This is a genomic window from Cryobacterium sp. N22, from assembly GCF_002929555.1.
Taxonomy (GTDB): domain Bacteria; phylum Actinomycetota; class Actinomycetes; order Actinomycetales; family Microbacteriaceae; genus Cryobacterium.
In genome coordinates, this window is sequence record NZ_PJJP01000033.1 from 76,758 (window position 1) to 101,217 (window position 24,460).

Below are 24,460 nucleotides of genomic sequence, written 5' to 3' on the forward strand. Positions count from 1 at the left end.
TCGTCTCCTCTACCCACTGTTCTTCTGCTCGTTGTCGTTCTGCAGAAAGGCCAGCACGGCCGCCACCCGCCGGTGCACGCCGGTCTCTGGCAGGCGCAGCTTGGTGAAAATCGCGTTCACGTGCTTCTCCACCGTCGACGTCGCCAGGAACAGCGACTGCTCGATCCCGGCGTTGGTCTTGCCTGCGGCCATCTCGCGCAGCACCTCGAGTTCGCGGGGTGACAGTGCTCCGAGCAGGCTCGACTCCCCCGCAGCGCTGTGGCGGCGCACGAGCGTGTCGACGATCTGCGGGTCGATCACCGACCCGCCGGCGCAGACCTCGCGCAGGGCATGCACGAGGTCTTCCAGGTCGCCGACGCGGTCCTTCAGCAGGTAGCCGAGGCCCGCCGAGCCGTCAGAGAACAGCGCGAGGGCGTAGCTCTCGTCGGCGTGCTGCGACAGCACCACGACGCCCGTCTCCGCCGAGGAGGCCCGGATCGCGTGTGCGGCCTCGATGCCCTCCATGTGATGGCCGGGCGGCATCCGAATGTCGGTGAGGACGGCGTGCGGGGTGAGCCGCCGCACCGCGTCGAGCAGCTCGGTGCCGTTCCCGACCGACGCGACCACGTCGACCGCGCCAGAGTCCTCGAGCAGGCGGCGCACCCCCTCGCGCACGAGGTAATTGTCTTCGGCGATCACAACCCGCAGCACTCCCTGCTCATCCAACGGAAACGACCGTCCGTCCGGCTGCGGGCACGACGCCGTCCACCGGCAGCTCCACGAACACCGTCGTGCCGGACGGCTCGTTCGGCGAGACCCGCATGGCGCCGCGCAGCGCGGCGACCCGGTCGCGGATGTTTGCCAACCCGCCGTAGACCCGCGACGTCGGCGAGACGTCGCCCATGCCGCAGCCGTCATCGCTGATCGAGATGAACAGGTGCCCGTTGCTCTGCGCAAGTCCGACCGACGCATGGGTCGCGTTCGCGTGTTTCGCGGTGTTCGCGAGCGCCTCGCGCACCACGTAGTACGCGGTCGTCTCGACGTCATCGGGAAACCGCGTCTGGCGCACGGCGGAGTCAGCGTCGACCCGCAGCGGGATCGGGAACCGCGCCACCCCCGACTCGACCGCAGCGACCAAACCGTTGTCGCTCAGCACTGGCGGGTGGATACCGCTCGCGAGTTCGCGCAGGTCGGTGAGCGTTTCGCGAGCCTGCTCCTGCAGCAGCGTGAGTTCCGCGGGCGTCAGCTCGCCGCGCTCCAGCCGGTTTCGAGCGAGCCTGAGACCGGCTATCTGCGCCACAAGGGTCTGCTGGATGCCGTCGTGCAGGTCGCGCTCCAGCCGCCGCCGCTCATCGTCGTGCGCGGCGACAAGCCGCTCACGCGAGGCGGTCAGCTCGTCAAGCTGCTCGGCAAGCTGTTCGGTCAGGCTCAGGTTGGCGACGGATGCCGCCGCCTGGCTCGCGACAGTGCGCAGCAGTGTGCGCTCGGCGTCGCTGTACTCCCGGCGGCGGCGGGGGCCGACCTCGATTCGGCCGAGCGTTTCGTCGCCGCGGATGAGATCGCACGACTCGACGGGCTCGCCGGCGTCGGACACGTCGCCGGCGGTCCCGGTGGGCACCTCCGCCAGTCTGCCGGCGGTCGACACGAGCCGGATCCGCACCCATGAGGCGTCGAGTCCATCGCGCACCGCCTCGGCGAGGCGGGTGAGTAGCTCGCGGGGCTCTGCCGCCTGCTCCAGCTGGGCGCCGAGCTCGCTGAGCACGCCGAACTGGCGTTCGCGGTCGCCGAACAGGGCGCGGTGCAGCCGCCGCTGCATCCAGCCGCGGGCGGGCAGCAGCACGACGGCGAGAAGTGTCGTGATCAGGATCGCCGGCACGGTCCGAAGTGGGGGCGCGAGCAGCAGAGCCGGCATCGCGACGCCGGCGGCGTAGACGACGGTGATGAGGATGTTCGACGAGCGCTCGACGCCCGCGCCGCGGTCCCCTGGTCCGATGTCGAACGCCCCGTAACGGAGGATGCCGTGGATCGCGGCGACCGGGATCGCGATCATCGACGCGTAGACCAGGAACTCGACTCCGGGGAGGCCGGGCACAAAAGTCCACAGCGCGAAGGCCACGATCGCCGCAGCGACCGCCAGGGCCATGACTCGGGTGCGAGCCCGCGCCTCTGGTGCGCCGAAGACCGCACGGGAGACGAGCACGGCGAGGCCGAGCGCGACGGCCCCCCACGCCTGGAGGATGAGGTAGTGGACGAAGGGCGCTGCCCACTCCAGCCACGGGACGACGAAGGGGTTGGGGGTCGAATCGCCGCTGATGCCGATGAACTGTGACATCACCACGTGCGGGTTCGTGAGCAGGGTGAGCGGGCCGACGAGCACCGGAGTCCAGAGGAAGACGACCGCGATCCGCTCCCACCTACGCTCCGGCGTGCCGTTCGGGAACGTGGCGAACACGATGAGCAGCGTCGAGGTGGCCACCGCATCGGCGGTGAGGCCGACCATATTGACGATCGGGAACCACGGTGCCGCAAGGATCTCGGGATTGGTGTGCACGAAGATCTCATACGCCGAGCCGACGAGCATCGCCGTCGACCCGAGCCCGATGAACAGGGCGATCCGCGACGCCGACACCGTGAGCAGCCACATGCCGAACACGAACAGCGGCAGAGCGCCGAGCAGCGGCCAGGCGAGGCCGTGATCGACGTCCACGTCTATGTCGATGAACCCGCGCATGACGACGATATAGGCCAGGGCTGCGACCCCGATCGGGCCGAGCAACGCGAGGCACACCCATCTGCGAACCACGATTCCATCGTCCTCCCGATGGGTTGTCGGCCACAAGGAGGGCCGCCCCCACCATCCGTCGGCGGCTAGCCTCCATTCGCCGTGCCGGCGACAAGCGCGGAGCACCTCCACGCGCGGCGAGGACTGCCCCGATCCCACCGCACGCCGAACAGACGAGCGTGGAGTCAAGCGGATGCCATGAGCGAAGGCCATGAGCGACCGCACCGAACAAGGAGAGACATTATGCGCAGGATCTACTCGGTCATCGCCTGGATCGTCGCTGCCGGTGTCATTGTGCAGGCTGCCGCGATCGCCTTCGGGGTCGGCGGGATGGTGCATTTCGTGCAGGAGGGCGGCGTCGTCGACAAAGCCCTGATCGAAAGTCGCCAGCTGGCCTACACCGGTGAACTCGGATTTTGGATTCATGCCATCGTCGGCGCGGGGGTGATCCCGCTCGCCGCAGTGGCACTTCTCATCGTCGCGTTCTTCGTGAGAGTCCCGCGCGCTCGACTGTGGGCTGCGATCGTGCTCGGCCTGATCGTGGCGCAGGCCACGCTCGGGTTCGCGCTCCGCGACATCCCGTACCTGGGCCTCGTCCATGGCGCGAACGCGCTCGCCGTGCTGTTCGCCGCGGTGTTCACCGCGGTGCGGGTGCGGCGGCCGTCGCGCGCGAACCGCGAGGAGGCGAAATCCAATGCCGTCGCGGCGTAGCCCCGTGCTGCGAGTGCTGGTCGGCATCGCGGTCGCGATCGCGGTCGGCGCCGGCGCCCTCGCGTGGAGCTCGACACTTCTCGGCGAGTACTCGGTCATGGACATGGGCGGCGCTGCCGTGGACGTGAGCGGCGTGCCGTCTGGGCACGCCGCGCACACCGAACACTCAGGCCGCTCGGGGCTTTCGGCCGACCCCGCCCAGCCAGGCGGCGCCGTCTCGGTGACGACGCTGACGGCTGACCCCGACCGCCCCGCCGATGTGCACGCCGAACTCGTCGCCCGCCAACAGACCGTGGACGTGCCCGGCGGACGCTCACTCGAGGGCTACACCGTGAACGGCACCTCCCCCGGCCCCGTGATCCGCGCTCGGCAGGGCGAGCTCGTCGAGGTGGTGTTCGTCAACGAGTCGGTCGCGGCGGGCGCCACCCTGCACTGGCACGGCATCGACGTGCCGAACTCGGCCGATGGCGTGGCTGGCATCACGCAGGATGCCGTTCCGACCGGTGGCCGCTACACGTACCGGTTCGTCGCGACGGATGCCGGCACCTACTGGTACCACTCACACCAGGTGTCGCACGAGCAGGTCGAAGGCGGACTGCTCGGCGCGGTCGTTATCGACCCCGCGGAGCCATCCGCGGCCACCGACGCCGACATCGTCGCGCTCCTGCACGTCTACGGCGGTCAGCACACGCTCAACGGGCGCGTTGGTGACGAGCAGGTGGCCGCCGACCCCGGCTCGACGGTGCGCGTGCGCATCATCAACTCCGATCAGGGCACGGCCGCCGTGTGGTCCGCCGCGCCCTTCCGGGTGCTCGCGACCGACGGGCACGAGGTGAATTCGCCGAGCGACGTCGAGGGCCGGAAGCTCCTCATTCCGGCGGGCGGACGGGCGGATGTGGCCGCGCAGGCCCCGCAGCAGGGCGCGGTGCGGCTGCAGGTCGGCGGCGCCCGCGGCATCCTCATCGGCGATCCAACCGTGACGGCACCGCCATCCGCGCAGCCGACGGAGACCCTCGACCTGCTCAGCTACGGCGACCCGGCTCCGCTCGGGATCGATGTGTCGTCACCCGCCCGCGTGTACGACTACGTGATCAGTCGCCGCTTCGGCATCATCAACGGTCGCCCCGGCAACTTCTGGACGATCAACGGCAAGCTGTTCCCCGACGTGCCGATGTTCCACGTGAGCGAGGGCGACGTCGTCGTCATGAAGATCGTCAATGATTCCAATGACGTGCATCCCATGCACCTGCACGGCCACCACGTCGTCGTGCTCTCTCGTGACGGTGTCGCCGCCTCCGGCAGCCCCTGGTGGGTCGACTCGCTTGAGGTGCATCCCCACGAGTCGTACGAGATCGCCTTCGTCGCCGACAACCCCGGCATCTGGGCCGACCACTGCCACACGCTCCTCCACGCCGTTGACGGCCTGATCGCCCATGTCATGTACGACGGCGTCACGACACCATTCACCATCAACGGCGATGCGGGCAACCGGCCGGAGTGACGGCGCTGGTGTCGGCGCGTTCTCGCAGACTCGTGTCATGGCCACCCGATCGGCGCGCGGGTGGCATCCGAGGCCTTGTAGCGTCAGCCGGGTGCGCAGATACTGAATCCCGTGACCGACGAACCGGGCGCCGACGACGGGCCTGTGGATGTTCCACTCGCCTCCTTCGAGAGTGTCTACAAGGGCCGCTCTCCCTTCGCGTCGGTGACAAAACCGCCGTGGACCCGCCGGTATGTGCCGTTGATCGAATCGATGAACGGGTACTCCGCCAGAAGGCTCCGGGTGGACGGGGTGGCGGGGCTCACGGTCGCCGCCCTCGCTCTGCCGTCGGCGATGGCGTACGCCGAACTGGCCGGCCTCCCCGTCACGGTCGGCCTGTACGCTCTACTCCTGCCGGTGCTGGCCTACGCGCTGCTGGGCACCGGCCTGCGGGTTGTGATCGGTCCGGAAGGTTCGGTCGCACTGCTCGTCGCCAGCGCCCTGGCCCCGCTCGCCGCGACGGGTTCGGCGGAGTACGTCACGCTGGCGGCGGCCCTGGCCATCGCCGTGGGTGGCATCTTCCTCGTGGCCCGGTTGCTGCGCCTGGGCTGGATCGCCGACTACTTCTCCCAGTCCGTGCTGGTGGGTTACATCACCGGTGTGGCGGTCCTGATGATCCTGGGCCAGCTGGAGAAACTCACCGGCCTGGCGAGCACCTACGACGGAGCCATCCAGGCGACGATCGACCTCGTCCGCCAGCTGGGCGGAGCGAACCCGGCGACTCTGGTCGTCTCCGTCGGGGCCTTTGCCATCCTCATCGTGCTCGGCCGGTTTCTCCCGCGCTGGCCGGGTGCCCTGGTGGTCGTCGTCCTGGGCATCCTGGTGTCCTGGCTGCTCGACCTGGAGGCCAGCGGCGTTTCGGTCACCGGGTCGATCCCGGCGGGACTGCCGTCGTTCGCTGTGCCTCGCATCTCCGGCCCGGACTGGTTGTCGTTGGCGCTGCCGGCCGTGGCGATCTTCCTCGTCGGATTTTCGGACTCGATCCTCACCGCTCGATCGTTCGCCGCCCGCCACGGCGAGACGATCGACGCAGATCAGGAGATGCTCGCGTTCAGCGCGGCAAACGTCGCGGCCGGCTTCAGCCAGGGTATGCCGATCGGCACCAGCGGATCCCGCACGGCGGTCAACGACTCGATGAAGGCCACCAGCCAGGTCAGCGGCCTGGTCAGCTTCGGCGCGCTGGTCCTGATCCTCCTGTTCCTCACCGGGCCCATCCGTTACCTGCCGAGCGCGGTCCTCGGTGTGGTGATCGTATACGCGTCGCTGAAGCTCATCGATCCGGCCCAATGGCGGGAGCTGGCGCGCAGCAGCCGAATTGAGGTCGCCATCGCCGCGATCACCACCCTCGTCGTCGTCGTCGTGGGCGTGCTGCCGGCGATCGGCGTCGCGGTGTTGCTGTCGATCATCGACGTCATTCGGCGTACGGCCACTCCGGACGACGCCGTGTTGGGCTTCTCCGACGTGGATCAGCGGTACGCCGACGTGGGCACTCACCCGGATGCCGGAATCACCCCGGGGGTGGTCGTCTATCGAATCCAGGAGCGGCTCTTCTTCGCCAACGCCCACTTCTTCAAGCGTCGGCTGTGGGCGGCCGTGGACGGCGCCCCTAAGCCCGTACGCCATGTGGTCCTGGACGCCACCATGATCAGCGGCATTGACGCCAGCGCGGTCGGCGCCATCCAGGAGGTGCAGTCGGGGCTGCGCAGCCGCAACATCACGCTCGAAGTGGCCCATGCCACCGACGAACTCCGGGAGGCGTTCGCCGCGACGGGCCTGACTGAGGTCATCGGTGCCGAGCACTTCCACGGTACCGTCACCGCGGCCGTGCAGGCCTGCGCGCGAGAGAGCGGGCGCTAGCGCAATCCGTGCATGGAAAAAGCACCTTCGTTCGTGGGAACGAAGGTGCTTTTTCCGTACATCAGAGCCAGTGTGAGATTTCAATCCAGTTGACGCTATTTCACGGCCAAGGCCACCTTGTTTCCGCAGGTCCACGGAAGAGTGTTCAGGCTTTTCATTCCATCCGAACTGACACTTTGTCGCCGTACCTTGTCGGAGCGGGCGACGCTAAGGCTTCCGCGTGGCAATGAGATAGCACGCGTCATTGTCAATTGCCGCGCAAACGGACCCATAGCTTTTTGACCGAGCGAATGTTCGCACCTGAGCAAATTCTCCGTCCAGAAGGGGCTTGACTCCTTCCCCGGTGACGACGGCGACCCCCTCGGCTTGCTCTATTACGAATCCCCCCACGATTGAGTGTGTTGAAAGAATTTCGCTCATTCGTATGTCCAGCGAAACCTTGTTGAAACTCTTCGAGGGCTCAGCGGTGAATCGATCAGCTTGCTTGCGCAAGCTCACGACGTGAAGCTCTCCTCGCCGGGCCAGTAAGAGGTTGTTGTCCGAGTTGCCGAGGACTTGAAGGGAATCATTACCCTGTCGAGCACCTCCACTCGCGCTCATGACCGCCGACTCGAGGGAAGGCCCGGGCCGGATACTTCTGATTTTCCAAGAAGCGAACTGCTCACCGCCTTGCTTGTCCTGCCGGCTGTCTGCCCGCCAAAGCGTGGGGACCGCATCTCCGTCGTAGTTCAACAGGTTTCGCTTCGCAAACGAGGTCTTGTATGAACGATCCGCTTTCTTCTGGAGCGAACCCTTAGACAGTCCGGAAAGGAGGTGCGACTCTGTGGGGTTGTCGGCCCAATCCACCTCGCCGAACCACAGGCCTTCGTCAGCAGCGGACGCCGCGACTGAAGCGTAGTTAGCATTTACATCGCGAGTCTCGACCGAGAGCAATTGCTCGAGTGGAGCTACCTCGTCAACGTCCTGCGGACCAACCCTCGATTCGAAGAGCCCCTCCGTCGATGCGAGAAACAAGCGATTTGCATAGACGCTGGACCCAAGCAAGACACCAGGGACTGGCTCTGTGCCAGACCAGCGCAGTTGGCTCGGGGAGTATTCGATCGGTCCGATCTCGATAGCTTCGCGTGCAGCCCCCTCCCAGTAGGACTGATAGCCCGAGCTGCGGAGCAGGCTACGTTGCTGTTCCGAAGCAGTCCAGTCATTCCGAAATAGAGCATGCTCGGCGATGGTGGCGATGTGTGGGGAATGTGTCTTCACGATGTCCCGGACAATTGTTTCGACAGGCACTTTGTACAGTTCGCCATCATCATCCCAAAGATGAAGTATTCCTTTGTACAGCCAGCAGTCGGCCCAGTTGCCGGCGATTCGAACCGCAACGCCGTGCGCAATTGTCATATCTTCTGTTCCCGGAGAATACGCCGTTGCCGTACCTTGTCGATTCGGCTTGCGGTTCGCCACGTCTTTATGATTTCTGCCGAGGGCCGGTCTCCCGCACCGGAACCCACAGGAAACCCGTGCCACGGGTCGGAGGCGTTGGCTGGCTGAGGAAATTTAGCGATCTTCTCGGCGCCGACACCAATAGGCACGGTGGCATTCTCGGAGATATACCAAACGACGCCACGGCTGTCCAACCACCCGTTTTCAAATGCCTCGCAAAAAGTGTGACATTCGTCTGCGGCCGACAGCGACCAACGCGATTTATGCGGCGAGGGAGCCGCGTTCGTTCGATGGTAGTGAAGGGCCATGTAGCACGTATGCCCGTCGCACGACATGAAACGTTCGTCCAGTCCGCTCTGACCTGTGCTGATACAACTCTTCACGCGACCCCGCCCGCTTCGATGTTCCTAGTACCGTAAGTATGTCTGCATCCGCCCCTCATCCCACGCACTCGCGGCCGAAGATGACAGAGTGCGCCAGGGTAGGACTCCTACTCTCGTTTGCTCCGGCGGGCACCTGTCGACGCCAACCAGAAAACCCACGTCAGAAAGGCGGCGCACAGCGCCCACGCGAAAAGCGGGGCTACCTCCTCTTGTGTGTCCCCCATCGTTAGCCCATAGACGACACTTGCACCGATGAACAATGTCGCAGTCAGGCACAGTCCGGCGAGTGTTTCGAAAGTGCCCTTCACAGCCTCAATACCCCCGAGGTCTTGCTCATGCTCGTTGCTTCCAGGCAAATGACGGTCCACCTGTTGGGGAACGCATGATCAGCGTATGACCCGGGACGTAGGAAAGATACTCCACATTCGGGTGCCATGGTGGGCGGTGGCGTCGACTCCCAAGGAATCGGGCGAACATCGCTGATGCCTGTATGCCGCCATCCATTCGAGGTTGTGGCGGACGACTTGGTCGACGCCGATGAATATCTCATAGCGCCAGCCTGCTTTGACGCACACGTTCTTGGTCTTTTCGAATTGCAGCGCGGCTGACTCATCGATGCGTTCCTGAGGTCGGACGTCGTAAACAACTTGCGATCCGTCGGCGTGAACCGCGAAGAAGTCCGCGTAGTGCCGCGAACCGTCGGCAAAGAAGATGCACATGGGCTGTGCCGCGATGGCACGGATTGAATGATGATGGTCCAGCCACATCAGGGCCGTGTATTCGACCATCGACTCGTGCCAAACGAGCTTCCCGGTATCGGCGAACCAGTAGTAGCCCTCGTAGTGGCGGCGGTGCTGATATTTGACCGGCTGACGCGTCACCTGAGCAGTGTGCAGGTTAAGCAGCGTGGCGCCCTTGTCGACAAGAGCGCTTCGAGGCTGACCTGTGGAATCGGTCCAAGCGATCGTGTCCCGTTGGGATATGGAGGTGACGTTCTTGAATCCGTCTGGTCGTTTCCTGCTTTTCAGTGTCATGCCTATCTCATGCGCGGACCATTCCGAAATAGGCTTGATATGACCGCTGATCAGAGTCGTTCAGCCCTCTTTTGGGTCTTTTGGCCTTATCAACTGACGGAAAGACCTAAATTGGGCCAAGTTTTATCCCGTGACTAATCCCCGATTCCGACCGCGTGGCTACGCCGACATACCTGCCGAATTCGGAAAATTCGAAAGCATTAGCTGGCTCTCTCCAAAAACTCCCGAGGATGGAGATCGACTGCGGGCCGCGCAGATGCATCACATGTTCGCCTGCCGCATCAATAAGCGTCTTCGTGAGCGCCGTGAGACTGTGGCGAAGTACGCCGAGCTGACGGGAGTCGGCTACGACCGAACGTCAAAGATGCTTCGAGGCGACGTGCTCATGAAATTCGAGGATATTGCGCAGGCCGACCGCATCCTCGGAGGCATCACAAACGGGAAACGCAAGCCGAAGCCGATCGAAGATGACGACGATTTCTGACTCGTCCTGATTTACCAAGAGCGACTCACGCATCCACCCAGCGGATCGTTCCGATTCCATAGAAACCAATGCAAAACTCGACAGAGCGTCGAACAAGACAGTCGTACCAAGCAGTTCAGTAAGAGGAGCACCGCACAGTGGTAACTGGGGAATTGAAGTCACAGATAGACAAGGTCTGGAACGCGTTTTGGACCGGCGGCATCGCCAACCCCGTCGAGGTGATCGAGCAGATCACTTACCTACTCTTCATCCGGCGTCTCGACGACCTGCACACCCTTGCCGAGAACAAGGCGAACCGCACGGGTCAGCCGATTGAGAACCGCGTCTTTCCTAAGGGGCAGGATGACACGGGTCGCGCCCCTCGCGACTTCAACGATCTGCGTTGGTCGGTGTTCGCGAACCGGTCTGCCGATGAGATGTTCACGATCGTCGGGCAGCACGTCTTCCCGTTCCTGCAGCAACTCGGTGAGACAGGGTCCAGCTACGCGCGCAACATGAAGGACGCGCGCTTCACCATCCCCACCCCGGCGTTGCTCGTGAAGGTCGTCGACCTCCTCACGGCCATTCCGATGGCTGACCGTGACACCAAGGGTGACGTGTACGAGTACATGCTTTCCAAGCTCGCCACTGCCGGCACGAACGGGCAGTTCCGCACCCCGCGCCACATCATCAAGCTCATGGTCGATATGTCGGCCCCCAACCCCACCGACGTGATCATCGATCCTGCAGCGGGTACGGCGGGCTTCCTGGTCGTGGCCGGTGAGTACCTGCGCGAGCATCACCCGGAGATCTTCACGGATGGAGTTAGCCGCGACCACTTCAACGGTCCAGCATTCACCGGCTACGATTCAGACGCCGCGATGGCCCGCATCGGAAGCATGAACCTGCTGTTGCACGGTGTCGATAATCCCACTATGGAGCGCGGCGACTCCCTCGCCGAGGACCACCCGAAAACAGATTCGTACACGCTCGTGCTCGCCAATCCACCCTTCGCCGGCAGCCTCGACTACGAGACCACCGCCAAGGACCTCCTCGACGTCGTGAAGACCAAGAAAACCGAACTGCTATTCCTCGTGCTCATGCTGAGGCTCCTCAAGAACGGCGGACGGGCCGCCGTCATCGTTCCGGATGGTGTCCTCTTCGGCTCATCGAAGGCCCACACGGACCTGCGGCGCATACTCGTAGAGGACCACAAGCTCGACGCGGTTGTGAAGCTGCCAAGCGGCGTCTTCAAACCGTACGCCGGCGTTTCCACCGCCATCCTCTTCTTCACCAAGACCAGCTCCGGTGGAACCGATAACGTATGGTTCTACGACGTGCAGGCCGACGGCTTCTCTCTTGACGACAAGCGCACGGAGCTGGATGCTGCGATGCACGAGCAGAATAACCTCGCCGACGTCCTCGCCCGGTGGTCGAGCTTGTCGAGGCCTGACAACCTCGAACTCAATCGTCCCCGCACCGCCCAATCGTTCATGGTTCCCAAATCTGAGATCGCCGCGCAGGGCTACGACCTGTCCCTCAACCGGTACAAAGAGGTCGAGCATGTGGTCGTCACGCATCGACCTCCATCGGAAATCCTCGATGACCTTGCCGCGCTAGACGCCGAGATTGCAGTTGGCCTCAGTGAATTGCGCCGGTCCTTGGATGCCCTCAAATGAGCGTCCGAATAGGATCAATTCTCGGCGATCTGAAACCCGGATACGCAACGTCTGACGATTTGGCTGATGGCGTATTTCAGATTCGAATGAATAACGTCACGCGCGACGGCCACCTCGACCTGACCAAGAAGAGACGCGTGTTGGCTACGGACCGTCAGCGTCAGCAACAGTCGCTGCGGGTTGGAGACGTCATCTTCAACGCGACGAATAGTCCCGAGCTGGTTGGTAAATCCGCGCTAATCAGACATCTCGATGAACCGACCGTTTTCAGCAATCACTTCTTTCGCTTGCGAGTCGATCCTCAACAAATGCACCCAGATTACCTTTCGAATTTTCTTCGATTCGAATTTAGCCGCGGAACGTTCCGGGGACTTGCCCGGCAATGGGTCAGCCAGGCCGCAGTGAGTCGGGAATCACTGGAATCGGTAGTGATTCGTGTTCCGCCCCTCCCCGAACAACGTCGTATCGCAGCGATCCTCGATCAGGCTGACGATCTGCGTTCTAAACGCCGCCGCGCACTCGCGCTCCTCGACGAGCTCGCCGACTCAGCATTTGCGGAACTGCACGCGCATTCCGCTGGAGTAGTGTCGATCCGCACTCTCGAGGAACTCGGAACGTGGAAAACGGGCGGTACCCCATCGAGAAAGTCACCGGAATATTTCTCGGGTCCAATCCCTTGGGCCACCTCGGGGGAGTTGAACTCCATGTTCATCAACAAAACGAAGGAACACATCTCTGACACTGCGGTCAGAGAAAGTTCGGTCAAGCTCGTGCCTCAAGGTGCATTGATGCTTGGAATGTACGATACGGCCGCTCTCAAGTCGGCCATTGCTTCCATCCCTATGGCATGCAATCAGGCGATTGCTTTCGGGGTTCTGGACCCCAAGAAGGCACTACCCGAGTATGTCTATTTCGCAGTTCAAGGGCAGCGACAAGAGGTTCTTTTGTTGCAGAGGGGGATTCGTCAGAAGAACCTAAACCTAGGGATTATCAAGGGAATCTCAATCCGGGTGCCGGATATTGAAGTTCAACGTCGCTTCGTCGCGTTTATTGCACAAGTCAACTCATGGCGGCTCACGTGTCAGAGCGAAATCGGGCGCATTGATGAACTCTTTGCGTCCCTTCAACACCGCGCATTCCGAGGCGAACTGTGAGTGACATGGACCAATCCGTCGGACAACCGTCCATCTCTACGCTTCCTCTTCCGTCCTCCCGCGCAGGCGGCCGCTAGAGTCAGCCTTGTAAACGTTTGGGAAGCTGGGGGCGGATCTAGCGGTGGGCAATTTCGATTTCGTGACGGCGGCGTGGCCAGAAATCAGTGACGAGGCGCGGCGCGCTGAGCACTATGCGTATGGGGAACCGCGGTCGTCGGTCTTCTATGCCCGTCGAACCCTCGAACTGACCGTGCAGTGGCTGTATCGAGCCGATGCGTCGCTCACCTTGCCGTACAGTAAGGACCTCTCCAGCTTGCTGTTCGAGCCCACCTTCAAGGCTCTCGTCGGCCCGGGCATCCACACGAAAATGAACGTCATTCGGATGCGCGGCAACGACGCCGTGCACCAAAGCGGCCCGCTGAAAGACACTCAGAGCCTGCCCGTGGTGCGTGAACTCTTCCAGGTGCTGATCTGGCTGGCCACCTACTACGCCGCTACGCCCGAGCTTCGCCCCGCGCCGGGCGTGCTTTTCGACGCGGCATCCATTCCTCGCCCACAGCCGGGGGCCGCCACCCGCACACGGGAGCAGCTAGAGAAACTCGCCGACGCCAACGCTGTCAAGGATGCGCAGCTCGCCAAGGCTACCCAGGACAACGAGGTCCTCACTGCGGAGCTTGCGGCGCTCCGTGAAGCGATGGCCCTCGCGAAGGCCGCGAACCAAGAAATTGTCGACCCCCACGACTACCGGGAAGATGAGACCCGGCACCTGTTCATCGACCTTCTGCTCGGTGAAGCCGGCTGGTCCCTCACGGATACTCGCGACCGGGAGTTCCCGGTCACCGGTATGCCCCGGGCCCCCGGAGTGGAGAGGGACGATCCTGGAATCGGGTTCGTTGACTATGTGCTTTGGGGGGAAGACGGCCTGCCGCTTGGCCTCGTGGAGGCAAAGCGCACCACGCGTGATCCACGGGTGGGCCAGGAGCAGGCGCGACTTTACGCTGACGCTCTCGAGCGCCAGTTCGGTCAGCGCCCCGTGATCTTCTACAGCAACGGGTATGAGCACCACATCTGGGATGACACACAGTATCCGCCGCGCCCGATTGCCGGGTTCTACACCCAAGATCAGCTCGCGCTGCTTGTGCAGCGGCGAACAGCGAAGCATCCGCTTGTGAGTTCAAGCAGCACGGCCGGAACAAGCGCCAATGCGGACATTGCTGGGCGGCACTACCAAGTGCAAGCCGTGACGAAGATCGCCGAGAGCTTCGAGTCAGGCCACGAACGCAAGGCGCTGCTCGTCATGGCAACCGGCAGTGGCAAGACACGGACCGTGATCGCGCTGACCGACGTGCTCATGCGCGCGAATTGGGCCAAGAGAGTTCTGTTTCTCGCCGACCGCATCGCCCTCGTGAACCAAGCGACCGGACAGTTCAAGAAGCACCTTCCGGATGCCGCACCAGTGAACCTGCTCACGGACCGCGATTCCGACGGCCGAGTCTTCGTCTCCACCTACGGCACCATAATGGGGCTGATCGACCAGGGCGGAGCCGGGTCAGAAGGCGGTCTGCGCCGGTTCGGCCCCGGCTACTTCGACCTCATCATCATCGATGAAGCCCACCGGTCGGTATACCAAAAATACGGCGAGATCTTCTCCTACTTCGACTCCCTGCTCGTAGGCCTGACTGCGACGCCGAAGGACGAAGTCGACCACAACACGTACAGCCTCTTCAACCTCGAAGACGGCGTTCCCACGGACTCCTATGAGCTCGGCCAAGCTATCGCCGACGGATACCTGGTGCCGCCCGTCGCCCGCCCGATTGCGCTCGGGTTTATGGCCCGTGGTATCCGCTACGCGGATCTGACCCCGGACGAACGTGACCAGTGGGATCTGCTCGACTGGGATGACGGCCTCATCCCCGACGAGATCGACGCGGCCGCTGTGAACAAGTGGCTGTTCAACGCCGACACCGTCGACAAAGTGCTGGAGGTCCTCATGACCGAGGGTCGCCGGGTTGCCGGAGGAGACCGACTCGGCAAGACGATCGTGTTCGCGAAGAACAACGCACATGCCGAGTTCATCGCAGCCCGGTTCAACATCAACTACCCGGAATACGCCGGTCAGTTTGCCCGGGTCGTCACCTACAAGACCGAGTTCGTGCAGAACCTGATCGGTGAATTCTCCAAGACCGACAGCGCCCCTCACATCGCGATCTCCGTGGACATGCTCGATACGGGCATCGATGTTCCTGACGTGACGAACCTCGTGTTCTTCAAGCCCGTCTACTCGCAGACCAAGTACTGGCAGATGATCGGCCGGGGCACCCGCCTACGCCCCGGACTGTACGGTCCTGGCGCTGACAAAGAAGATTTCATGATCTTCGACGTCTGCGACAACATCGCGTTCTTCAACGTCGATATGCCAGGCACCGTTTCGGGCCAGCCCGAACCGCTGCGGCAACGGTCTTTCAAAGCGCGGGTGAATCTCCTGCGAGCGATCGACGCCCTCGGCTCAGCTGACGAAAGTCAGCGGGCCTTGCGCGGGTCGGTGGCCGCAAGTTTGCACGCCACCGTGGCCGGAATGAACCATGGCAACTTCCTCGTTCGTCGGCACCTGCGCCACGTCGAACGCTTTGCCGAAGCCGGTGCATGGACCACATCGACCGGTGAGGACTTGGACGCAGCGGCCGATCACCTCTCCGGGCTGCCATCCTCCATGGATGCCCTCGACACGGACGAGCAAGCCAAGCGCTTCGACCTGCTCGCGTTACGCGCGCAGCTCGGGGTCGTGAGCGTTGAACCTGACGATGTGAACGCGTTCATCTGGGCGAAGACCCGCCTGAAAACAGTCGCCGAGGTGCTCGGTGAGCAACGCAACATCCCCGTCATCAGACAGAACCTCGAACTCATTCAGGCCGTCGCCAGCGACGAATGGTGGGACGGGGTGACACTCGGCCTGCTCGAACTGATGCGACTCCGGTTGAGGAGCCTCGTACGCCTCATCGACACGACCAAACAGGCGATCGTCTACACCGACTTCCAGGACACACTGCGGGCGCTTGAACCGGCGCAGATACGCATCGCATCGCCCGGCGTTGATCGTGAACGGTTCCGAGAGAAGCTCCTCGCATTCCTCCACGAGCACCAGGATCAGGTGGTGCTCCACAAATTGCGCATGGGACGCCAGCTCACGCCCCTAGACCTCGTTGAACTCGAACGTATCCTCACCGAGACTGGCGGCTTCTCAGCCGCAGAAATCGCATCCGGAACCGCTGAAGCCAACGGGCTCGGACTGTTCATCCGTTCCGTCGCGGGCATGGACCGTGGCGCTGCCTCCCAGGCGTTGGATGCCTTCGTCAGACACGCAACCTTCACCGCAAACCAGCTGGCGTTCGTGAAACTCATCATCGACCAGCTAGCGCAACACGGCGCAGTCGCGACCGGCCTGCTCTACGAAGCTCCCTTCACGGACTTCGCACCCCACGGCCCCGACGAACTGTTCACCGATGCCCAAGTTACAAACCTGATCGACGTCTTGCGCCATGTCGCAGCGACCGCTATCGCCTAACATCTGGTGCTGGTGAGCGGGGAGCCGTTCGACAGCGCCTATTTCTACGTCGAGAAGCATTCATGATCAAAGGTGTACCGCGGCAACCGGTCCGCCTGCACCACCCGCGCTCAGCGACATCGATGCGACGTACCTTGCAGGGGCGCCAAACCCCGTTTGGTCCCATTCGTAGGCGATAACGTTCAGCGTGTTCAGCAACCGCCCCACCAAGAATGCCATGGTCACAGGCCCGTGGAAGAACAGGTGAACGTCCGCATTGTCGTAGTCTGCCGACAGCTGCTTGATCTTCGCGGCAAGGAGTTCAGCGAGCCGCGCGCCCTCAGCCGCGTCGATGAATCCCGCGCCTGAAAGCGAGAGCTGCACGGCGGCCGAGACATCGCCATCTTCAGCGACCGCACGCACGAAAGCACCTTCACTGCTCGGCTGTTGAAGTGCTACAGCGACGTAAACTTTCGTCGCGGTGCCCACAGAAACGCTATTGAGACTCGGGTAATCCTTTTCGATCAGCTGGCGCTCATTGGGCACAGCCACCGGATCGTTCGACCATAGCGTCCCTCGGACATCTTCAATTTCGGCGTGACCAAATTTCGTATCCGGCAGTGCCATTCCGAGCGCCAAGGCGACCGTGAGATGCATCCCGCCTTGGATACGAATGGTCCGGGCTCGGCTGTGATGAATTGCATCGCTGACGAGGGGAAGTGTGAGCGCGAAGTCCTTCAGCCCGTCGCCGTGCGGCAACCGACCATCGACTGGCGGCCTGAGCCGAATGTGGAGATCTGCTGCGCGCGATGGCTGCGCCGTTGACTCCGGGCGGGTTTGCACGTCGACGACCAGAATCCCATCCGCGAGGTCGTCAGCCCTGCGGCTGATGTGATCCGCGAGGTGATCGTGGACAATCTCAAGGCGCCCGTCAACCGTCCGGCTGTTGCTCTGCTTCTTGTCCCCCAAAGTCTTCGGAGCCCGCTCGAGCAGTCGATCAGGGGCAGAGAAGTCTGGGCGGCTGGCATCAAGCGGGTTGGCTATCTCATTGGCGATGGTCAGAGTAAAGTCGGTGACTTCGTCCAGCTGGAGCAGCCTTGGCAGCTCGACATTTTTGACCACCCAGCTCTTTTCGATGGCCTTCGTGACGAGAAGCATGGCTCCGGACAGGCCGCCGGTGAGTGCTCGCTCCAGGCGTTCGTTGGTGTTGCCGGCGCGGAGATCAGTCCGATCATGCCAGACCTTGAACCCTGCGGCTCGCAGAAGCCATGCCATCTGCGACGATCTGTCCGTGCCGTCACTCTGTCGGTAGGACACGAACAGTGGGCCATCGGGATTGACGGCTCCATCTGGCAGCGGCCCCGGACTTGCAAGGGCGTCTGTGGACGATGATTGCGGAGAAACTGAGGCGCTAGACACTCGGCCGAATTTTCCTTTTCTGAATATGAGACCGTAGAGGCGATGGTCCTCGTCGTCTAGAGCGCACACGATAAGAGCTATCGGGTTGCCAGCGCTCTTCTTGAGAGTCGCACGCATCGTGGTGCGATCGGTCGGGCTAGGCCCGGTGGGTTTCGGATGGCTGTGCCACTCCCCCACATATCCGGAAATGTCTTCCGGATGCAGCGTGGAGCGGTGGTTCCGGAGCGCCTCGGCAGCATCCTGGTGATCCTGTCGGTAGTGGTGTGTTCCCGAGCCACCGCTGTCGACTGTCAGTGCGGCGGTGACCACTATTCGTGGCCCTTCGCGATAGCCGACGAGGATCCCGCCGGCCTCCAGGGGGAGGCTGGCGAGGCTCGCTGCGACAATTGTGCGTTCGGCAGCCACGTAGAGCGACAGTTCCGGACCTGTTGATGTCCGTGTCATGAGATACCCACGTTCCCTGCTTGGCGCACCTCTCCGGATGGACTAACAGGGGCGCCGGTGAGGAGTCCCACCGCGTGACGTGCAGTGACGGCCGCAGCTTCGATCGTGGTGTACGGCGCAGTCGGTGACACTGGACTTCCACAGCCGGATTCGAAGAACTCAACGTCCAAGAACTCGTTGCTTGCGTCATTATGCGACGAAGGCAGGGGCGCCGCGCCGCCTAATGGCGGAAGAATGTCGATTCGGATGGTGCGTCCTCGGTTCTGGATCGCGCTGGACAGCACATGTGCGCCAGACGCTCTTGCAACAGCCTTCAGGAGAGCGGTGACCGAGAAATCTGCCGTTGCGTTGATGATCAAGTCGACGTCTTCCAAGAGGGACATTACTTCCGCTCCCTTCCGAAGGTCATACCGGCCGGTTTCTATCTTGCCCTCCACCATCGTCCCGGAGGCGGCGATGATTTGTCTGACCGCTTCGACCTTGGGAAGGCCGATGTATCGCGGTCCGGCTAGATGCCGAATGGTGTTGCCCGGCTTGAGGATGTCGTTGTCGATCAATGTCAGACGCCCAACACCAGCCCGTGCAAGAGCGTCAGCGGTGAAGGAACCGATGGCGCCGACACCGATGATGGCGACGGACTTGGTCTGCAGCTCCGAGAAGGTCGTCCCGGCCCGGCGTGTCCGTGCTTCCCCACTCGTGCTCGAGCTCTGGAGGCCGCGCGCGAGCACGCCGCCGCCCGGCACTCCCCCAACCTCCAGAGCAAGGACAGCTTGGTGTTCGCCGCGACGGTAAGCGACCAGGAGGACACGGATCTCCTGTGCGACGATCAAGTTTATGACCTGACCTGAATTCGGCATCATCTTCGCGAGGTCTTCCCATGTGCGCGGCGGTACGGCGATCTCACCGACGTCCACCGTGAGGCCATAGACCGTCTTGCCCGCCCTGCCGTTCTTAGGCTTACGGCCGTGACCTTTCATCACCATCGTGTCGTTCGACCCCGGCACGAAACGGACGTAAGTGCTACTGAATTCAGCAGGATCTGGATAGAGGTAGAGCCGCCTGTCATGGGCTTGGTCGAAATAGCGCTCAAGATCCAAGTCGGTCCGATCACCAGCCCATCCGGTATCTGATTCCATGAGCCAAGCGTGGATGTGGTCGACGAAAGACTCGCCGTGCTTCCACCACAACCCTTCGTGGTCATCTTGGGCGACTAAGCAAAGGCTGCCATCTCGTTCCCGATGCCACGAGTACGGAAGGGAGTCGAGATCGACAGGCCGAACGGTTGGTGGCTGGAACGGGAAGGGATCAGACAGTCTGATCTCCAGCTGCGTTGTGGTGCCACCGTGTTCGATGCTGCCGACCCAGACGCTGCCCTCAAGGAAGAATCCATTGCGCATCAGCCCCTCATCGAAGGACTGGTACTCCGATTCGGTCATTTCGGTCCACTCGGCGATGTTCAACCGAAGGTCTTTGATCCGGCCGGAACATCGGGGTCCCCGGGGGTCGCCCTCGACTCATTCCGCGTTCCGTCGTCTTTGAATCCGGGGGGCATGGGGAAGACGGTGTCTCCGTCGCCGTTCTTTCCGAGCAGAATACGGTAGAGCACAGCCGCCTTCCCAATGTGCTCCTCTGCCAAGGCACTGGCCGCAGTATCGCCTGCGCGGGCGAACTCGCGATCGAGGTCGGCCAACTCATCATCGTCAGCTCGGACGTGGATCGTTTCACCATCACGGGTGGGATCTACGATGGCAATCTGGTTTTTGACGAAGCTCGTGAGGAGTTTGCTGACCGCGATGAGGGCCGACACGTAGTACTCGGCCTGGGTCTTGCCTGTGACGTCACCAGAGGCGAATGCTTGGTAGGTGGCAACCTCGATGAAGAAACCTCCGGGCTTCGCCCCGTTCAGCAAGCTCCTACGGGTCTGACGGAGCAGCTTCACAGTCGGCACGTAGAAGCCGCTGTGCTCGTCATTCATCGCGATGGTGAGCTCGCTCATCGCTTCAGGATTCGTTTCCACCCACTCATCATCGGAGCCGCGCTGAGGGATTTCCCACATGCCCCCGGAGGTGCTTGGGCGAGCGGGGACTGCGTCAACGTCGAGGTCGAATTCAGGGAAGGCGATCTTCAAACTACGGCTCTGACGGGTCACCCGGCGGTGACCGTCCTCGTCCTTGCCGAATTCCGTGTGCAGGACCTCGAAGAAGCTGTTGAGTATCTCAGCGGACGTGACACCCGCGGGCAGTGAATCCAGCCGGCAAAATACGTCGACGTCTTTCACCCGCCGGATAGATACCTTGCGCTTGTAGGAGCCGATGAGTATCGAGTTGATACCGTAGCCGGCAAGTTTCGGGTCGGCGGCCAGAGCCGCTCGTACGAGCTTGTGGGCTTCCGGTGCATTCGTTTTGTCGTCGCCCGGCTCAATCGAGTTTAGGGCGGTGGTGAACTGTGGATTTAGGTGGGCCAAGTGGACCCCCTTCTGCCGCTGCGCTTAGGCAGTTAGGCAAAGGGCAGACCGTTCCGAGGGAAGGTGGGATTCGATTTGAGAAACCTCCCTATTCTCGTTAGAGTCGAGTAATTCTTACCGGAATGACTAGACCCCGCGGGGCTGCTGATTTAACCGTCAGCGGGCGCTGACGGGGTTTTGTTTTTAACGAACGCTCAAAGTCAGGGTAGTTCTCGGGCTCTTCGCCTTCTTGGCCGTTCCAAGGTAGTTGTCACAGTGGCCACCAACTCGAATTTGTGACAACTATCTTGGAACGTTGGCCAACTGCAATGGAATCTCACAGCCAGTCGGATACTGGCCGGCGGGCTAGAAGTCCCAGTCGTCGTCTTCGGTGTTGACGGCCTTGCCGATGACGTACGAGGAGCCCGACCCGGAGAAGAAGTCGTGGTTCTCGTCGGCGTTCGGCGAGAGGGCCGACAGGATCGCCGGGTTCACGTCGGTGACGCTCTTGGGGAACATGGCCTCGTAGCCGAGGTTCATCAGGGCCTTGTTGGCGTTGTAGTGCAGGAACTTCTTCACGTCTTCGGTCAGGCCGACCTCGTCGTACAGGTCCTGCGTGTACTGCACCTCGTTCTCGTACAGCTCGTACATGAGGTTGAAGGTGTAGTCCTTGATCTCGTCCTTGCGCTCCTGCGTGGCGCCCTCGAGACCCTTCTGGAACTTGTAGCCGATGTAGTAACCGTGCACGGCTTCATCCCGGATGATCAGGCGGATGAGGTCGGCCGTGTTGGTGAGGCGGGCCCGGCTGGAGAAGTACATCGGCAGGTAGAAGCCCGAGTAGAACAGGAACGACTCGAGCAGCACCGAGGCGACCTTGCGCTTGAGCGGGTCGTCGCCCTGGTAGTAGTCCATCACGATGGACGCCTTCTTCTGCAGGTTGACGTTCTCGGTCGACCAGCGGAACGCCTCGTCGATCTCCTTCGTCGACGCGAGGGTCGAGAAGATCGAGGAGTAGCTCTTGGCGTGCACCGACTCCATGAACGCGATGTTCGTGTAGACGGCTTCCTCGTGCGGGGTGATCGCGTCGGGGATCAGCGAGACGGCGCCGACGGTGCCCTGGATGGTGTCGAGCAGGGTGAGCCCGGTGAACACCCGCATGGTGAGCTGCTGCTCCACCGGGGTGAGCTGGTTCCAGGACTGCACGTCGTTGGAGAGCGGGATCTTCTCGGGCAGCCAGAAGTTGTTCGTGAGGCGGTTCCAGACCTCGACGTCCTTCTCGTCTTCGATCTTGTTCCAGTTGATCGCGTCAACGTGGGAGACGAGCTTGAGCTTGTCAATCATTTCTTAGTCCTTTGTGGTGGTGCACCGTTGGTCGAGCTTGTCGAGACCTCGAGATCTCGAGATCTGCTTACGTGGTCTCGACAAGCTCGACCACCGATTATGCCGCTACTCACTCATAGCGCACAGGAAACACAGCCCTCAACCTCGGTCCCCTCGAGGGCCATCTGGCGCAGACGGATGTAGTAGATCGTCTTGATGCCCTTTTTCCACGCGTAGATCTGCGCGCGGTTGATGTCGCGGGTCGTGGCGGTGTCCTTGAAGAACAGCGTCAGGGAGAGGCCCTGGTCCACGTGCTGGGTGGCAGCGGCGTAGGTGTCGATGACCTTCTCGTAGCCGATTTCGTAGGCATCCTGGTAGAACTCGGTGTTGTCGTTCGTCATGAACGGCGCCGGGTAGTACACCCGGCCGAGCTTGCCTTCCTTGCGGATCTCGATCTTCGAGGCGATCGGGTGGATCGACGCGGTCGAGTTGTTGATGTACGAGATCGACCCGGTCGGCGGCACGGCCTGCAGGTTCTGGTTGTAGATGCCGTGCTCCATGACGGATGCCTTGAGCTCGGCCCAGTCGGCCTGCGTCGGGATCTCGACAGTCGAGTTCGCGAACAGCTCGGCGCCGCGGGCGGTGGTCGGCTCCCAGACCTGGTCGGTGTACTTGTCGAAGAAGGCACCGGAGGCGTAGGTGGAGTCCGCGAAGCCCTCGAAGGTGGTGCCTCGTTCGATGGCGATCTTGTTCGAGGCGCGCAGGGCGTGGAACAGCACCGTGTAGAAGTAGATGTTGGTGAAGTCGATGCCCTCTTCGCTGCCGTAGTACACCCGCTCACGAGCGAGGTAGCCGTGCAGGTTCATCTGGCCCAGGCCGATGGCGTGGGACTTGTCGTTGCCGCTCTCGATCGAGCGCACCGATGCGATGTGGCTCTGGTCGGAGACCGCGCTGAGTCCGCGGATCGCGGTGTCGACGACCCGGCCGAAGTCGGGCGCATCCATGGCCAGCGCGATGTTCATCGAGCCGAGGTTGCAGGAGATGTCCTTGCCGATGGTGTCGTAGGAGAGGTCCTCGTTGTACGTGGTTGGGGTGTTGACCTGGAGGATCTCCGAGCACAGGTTCGACATGTTGATGCGGCCCTTGATCGGGTTCGCTTCGTTCACGGTGTCTTCGAACATGATGTACGGGTAGCCGGACTCGAACTGGATTTCGGCGAGGGTCTGGAAGAAGTCGCGGGCCTTCATCTTGGACTTCTTGATGCGCGAGTCGTCGACCATCTCGTGGTACTTCTCGGAGACCGAGATGTCGGCGAACGGCACGCCGTAGACGCGCTCGACGTCGTACGGGGAGAACAGGTACATGTCCTCGTTGTTCTTGGCCAGCTCGAAGGTGATGTCGGGGATGACCACACCGAGGGAGAGGGTCTTGATGCGGATCTTCTCGTCGGCGTTCTCACGCTTGGTGTCGAGGAAGCGCATGATGTCGGGGTGGTGCGCGTGCAGGTACACCGCGCCGGCGCCCTGGCGGGCACCGAGCTGGTTGGCGTAGCTGAAGGAGTCTTCGAGAAGCTTCATCACGGGGATGATGCCGCTGGACTGGTTCTCGATCTGCTTGATCGGGGCGCCGGACTCACGGATGTTGGAGAGCAGCAGGGCCACGCCGCCGCCGCGCTTGGACAGCTGCAGCGAGGAGTTGATGCCGCGGGAGATGGACTCCATGTTGTCTTCGATGCGCAGCAGGAAGCAGGAGACGAGTTCGCCGCGCTGGGCCTTGCCGGAGTTCAGGAAGGTGGGGGTGGCGGGCTGGAAGCGGCCGGCGATGATCTCTTCGACCAGCGCGATGGCGAGCTGCTCGTCGCCCTGGGCGAGTCCGAGGGCGGTCATCACGACGCGGTCCTCGAAGCGCTCGAGGTAACGCTTGCCGTCGAAGGTCTTCAGCGTGTACGAGGTGTAGTACTTGAACGCGCCGAGGAACGTCTGGAAGCGGAACTTCTTGGAGTAGGCCAGCTCGTTGAGGCTGGTGATGAACTCGAAGGTGTACAGGTCGAGAACGGCCTGCTCGTAGTACTCCTTCTCCACCAGGTAGTCGAGGCGCTCGCGCAGCGAGTGGAAGAACACCGTGTTCTGGTTCACGTGCTGCAGGAAGAACTCCCGGGCAGCTTCGCGGTCCTTGTCGAACTGGATCTCCCCGTTCGGTCCGTACAGGTTGAGCATGGCGTTCAGGGAGTGATAATCCATGTCCAGGCCTGACGGCGGGCTGATCGGGGTGACC

16 protein-coding genes are annotated in these 24,460 nt (G+C 62.4%); 7 read left to right on the plus strand and 9 right to left on the minus strand.

Annotated elements, in window-relative coordinates:
• Positions 1–9: 9 nt before the first annotated feature.
• Positions 10–705: a response regulator transcription factor gene (locus CXY76_RS08685; RefSeq protein WP_233199664.1), complete on the minus strand. Its 696-nt coding sequence runs from the start codon at positions 703–705 to the stop codon at positions 10–12.
• The gene (locus CXY76_RS19665; RefSeq protein ID WP_158253868.1) at positions 698–2,782 is read right to left on the minus strand and encodes a sensor histidine kinase; all 2,085 of its coding nucleotides are present in this window, start codon (positions 2,780–2,782) and stop codon (positions 698–700) included. The genes CXY76_RS08685 and CXY76_RS19665 overlap by 8 nt, the downstream gene beginning before the upstream one ends.
• Positions 2,783–3,004: 222 nt before the next feature.
• Here CXY76_RS19665 and CXY76_RS19400 point away from each other — a divergent pair, with 222 nt between their 5' ends.
• The 3 genes from CXY76_RS19400 (at position 3,005) to CXY76_RS08700 (ending at position 6,869) form a co-directional block, all read left to right on the plus strand.
• Positions 3,005–3,472 (plus strand): hypothetical protein, encoded by a 468-nt coding sequence (locus CXY76_RS19400; protein ID WP_158253869.1) that lies wholly within the window; start codon positions 3,005–3,007, stop codon positions 3,470–3,472.
• Positions 3,456–4,973: a multicopper oxidase family protein gene (locus CXY76_RS08695; RefSeq protein ID WP_104163838.1), complete on the plus strand. Its 1,518-nt coding sequence runs from the start codon at positions 3,456–3,458 to the stop codon at positions 4,971–4,973. The genes CXY76_RS19400 and CXY76_RS08695 overlap by 17 nt, the downstream gene beginning before the upstream one ends.
• A 111-nt stretch (positions 4,974–5,084) precedes the next feature.
• Positions 5,085–6,869 (plus strand): SulP family inorganic anion transporter, encoded by a 1,785-nt coding sequence (locus CXY76_RS08700; RefSeq protein ID WP_104163839.1) that lies wholly within the window; start codon positions 5,085–5,087, stop codon positions 6,867–6,869.
• Between the two features lie 207 nt (positions 6,870–7,076).
• Here CXY76_RS08700 and CXY76_RS19225 read toward each other — a convergent pair whose 3' ends face one another.
• On the minus strand, positions 7,077–8,327 hold the full coding sequence (locus tag CXY76_RS19225; RefSeq protein WP_146073411.1) for a hypothetical protein: 1,251 nt from the start codon (positions 8,325–8,327) through the stop codon (positions 7,077–7,079).
• A 748-nt stretch (positions 8,328–9,075) separates the two neighbouring features.
• Entirely contained in the window at positions 9,076–9,723 is a 648-nt protein-coding gene (locus CXY76_RS08705) for a TnsA-like heteromeric transposase endonuclease subunit (RefSeq protein ID WP_104163840.1), read from the minus strand.
• Between the two features lie 130 nt (positions 9,724–9,853).
• On the opposite strand from CXY76_RS08705, the gene CXY76_RS19230 reads away from it, so the two are divergent.
• From CXY76_RS19230 to CXY76_RS08725, 4 genes are all read left to right on the plus strand, one after another.
• Entirely contained in the window at positions 9,854–10,207 is a 354-nt protein-coding gene (locus tag CXY76_RS19230; RefSeq protein WP_146073412.1) for a helix-turn-helix domain-containing protein, read from the plus strand.
• A gap of 137 nt (positions 10,208–10,344) precedes the next feature.
• Positions 10,345–11,865: a class I SAM-dependent DNA methyltransferase gene (locus CXY76_RS08715; protein ID WP_104163842.1), complete on the plus strand. Its 1,521-nt coding sequence runs from the start codon at positions 10,345–10,347 to the stop codon at positions 11,863–11,865.
• A complete protein-coding gene (locus CXY76_RS08720; protein ID WP_104163843.1) occupies positions 11,862–13,019 on the plus strand; it encodes a restriction endonuclease subunit S in 1,158 nt (385 codons plus the stop codon). The genes CXY76_RS08715 and CXY76_RS08720 overlap by 4 nt, the downstream gene beginning before the upstream one ends.
• Before the next feature lie 121 nt (positions 13,020–13,140).
• Positions 13,141–16,581, plus strand: a complete 3,441-nt coding sequence (locus tag CXY76_RS08725) for a DEAD/DEAH box helicase family protein (protein WP_104163844.1) — start codon at positions 13,141–13,143, stop codon at positions 16,579–16,581.
• A 66-nt stretch (positions 16,582–16,647) separates the two neighbouring features.
• On the opposite strand, the gene CXY76_RS08730 is transcribed toward CXY76_RS08725, so the two are convergent.
• The 5 genes from CXY76_RS08730 to nrdE form a co-directional block, all read right to left on the minus strand.
• Positions 16,648–18,423, minus strand: a complete 1,776-nt coding sequence (locus CXY76_RS08730) for an SAVED domain-containing protein (RefSeq protein ID WP_104163845.1) — start codon at positions 18,421–18,423, stop codon at positions 16,648–16,650.
• A complete protein-coding gene (locus CXY76_RS08735; RefSeq protein ID WP_146073413.1) occupies positions 18,420–19,883 on the minus strand; it encodes a ThiF family adenylyltransferase in 1,464 nt (487 codons plus the stop codon). Before CXY76_RS08735 ends, CXY76_RS08730 begins: the two co-directional genes overlap by 4 nt.
• Positions 19,880–20,887 carry a nucleotidyltransferase gene (locus CXY76_RS08740; RefSeq protein WP_104163846.1) on the minus strand — a complete coding sequence of 336 codons (1,008 nt, stop codon included), beginning with the start codon at positions 20,885–20,887 and terminating at the stop codon, positions 19,880–19,882. Before CXY76_RS08740 ends, CXY76_RS08735 begins: the two co-directional genes overlap by 4 nt.
• Positions 20,888–21,232: 345 nt before the next feature.
• Entirely contained in the window at positions 21,233–22,207 is a 975-nt protein-coding gene (gene nrdF / locus CXY76_RS08745) for a class 1b ribonucleoside-diphosphate reductase subunit beta (protein WP_104163847.1), read from the minus strand.
• 113 nt (positions 22,208–22,320) lie between these two features.
• On the minus strand, positions 22,321–24,426 hold the full coding sequence (gene nrdE, locus CXY76_RS08750) for a class 1b ribonucleoside-diphosphate reductase subunit alpha (protein ID WP_104163925.1): 2,106 nt from the start codon (positions 24,424–24,426) through the stop codon (positions 22,321–22,323).
• Positions 24,427–24,460 lie beyond the last annotated feature (34 nt).

What these genes read in the sequence shown, in the direction of transcription:
- CXY76_RS19400 (WP_158253869.1), top strand. Translation starts at nt 3,005, where the DNA reads ATGCGCAGGATCTACTCGGTCATCGCCTGGATCGTCGCTGCCGGTGTC.
- CXY76_RS08695 (WP_104163838.1), top strand. Translation starts at nt 3,456, where the DNA reads ATGCCGTCGCGGCGTAGCCCCGTGCTGCGAGTGCTGGTCGGCATCGCG.
- CXY76_RS08705 (WP_104163840.1), bottom strand. Translation starts at nt 9,723, where the DNA reads ATGACACTGAAAAGCAGGAAACGACCAGACGGATTCAAGAACGTCACC.
- CXY76_RS08720 (WP_104163843.1), top strand. Translation starts at nt 11,862, where the DNA reads ATGAGCGTCCGAATAGGATCAATTCTCGGCGATCTGAAACCCGGATAC.
- CXY76_RS08730 (WP_104163845.1), bottom strand. Translation starts at nt 18,423, where the DNA reads ATGACACGGACATCAACAGGTCCGGAACTGTCGCTCTACGTGGCTGCC.
- nrdF (WP_104163847.1), bottom strand. Translation starts at nt 22,207, where the DNA reads ATGATTGACAAGCTCAAGCTCGTCTCCCACGTTGACGCGATCAACTGG.
- nrdE (WP_104163925.1), bottom strand. Translation starts at nt 24,426, where the DNA reads ATGGATTATCACTCCCTGAACGCCATGCTCAACCTGTACGGACCGAAC.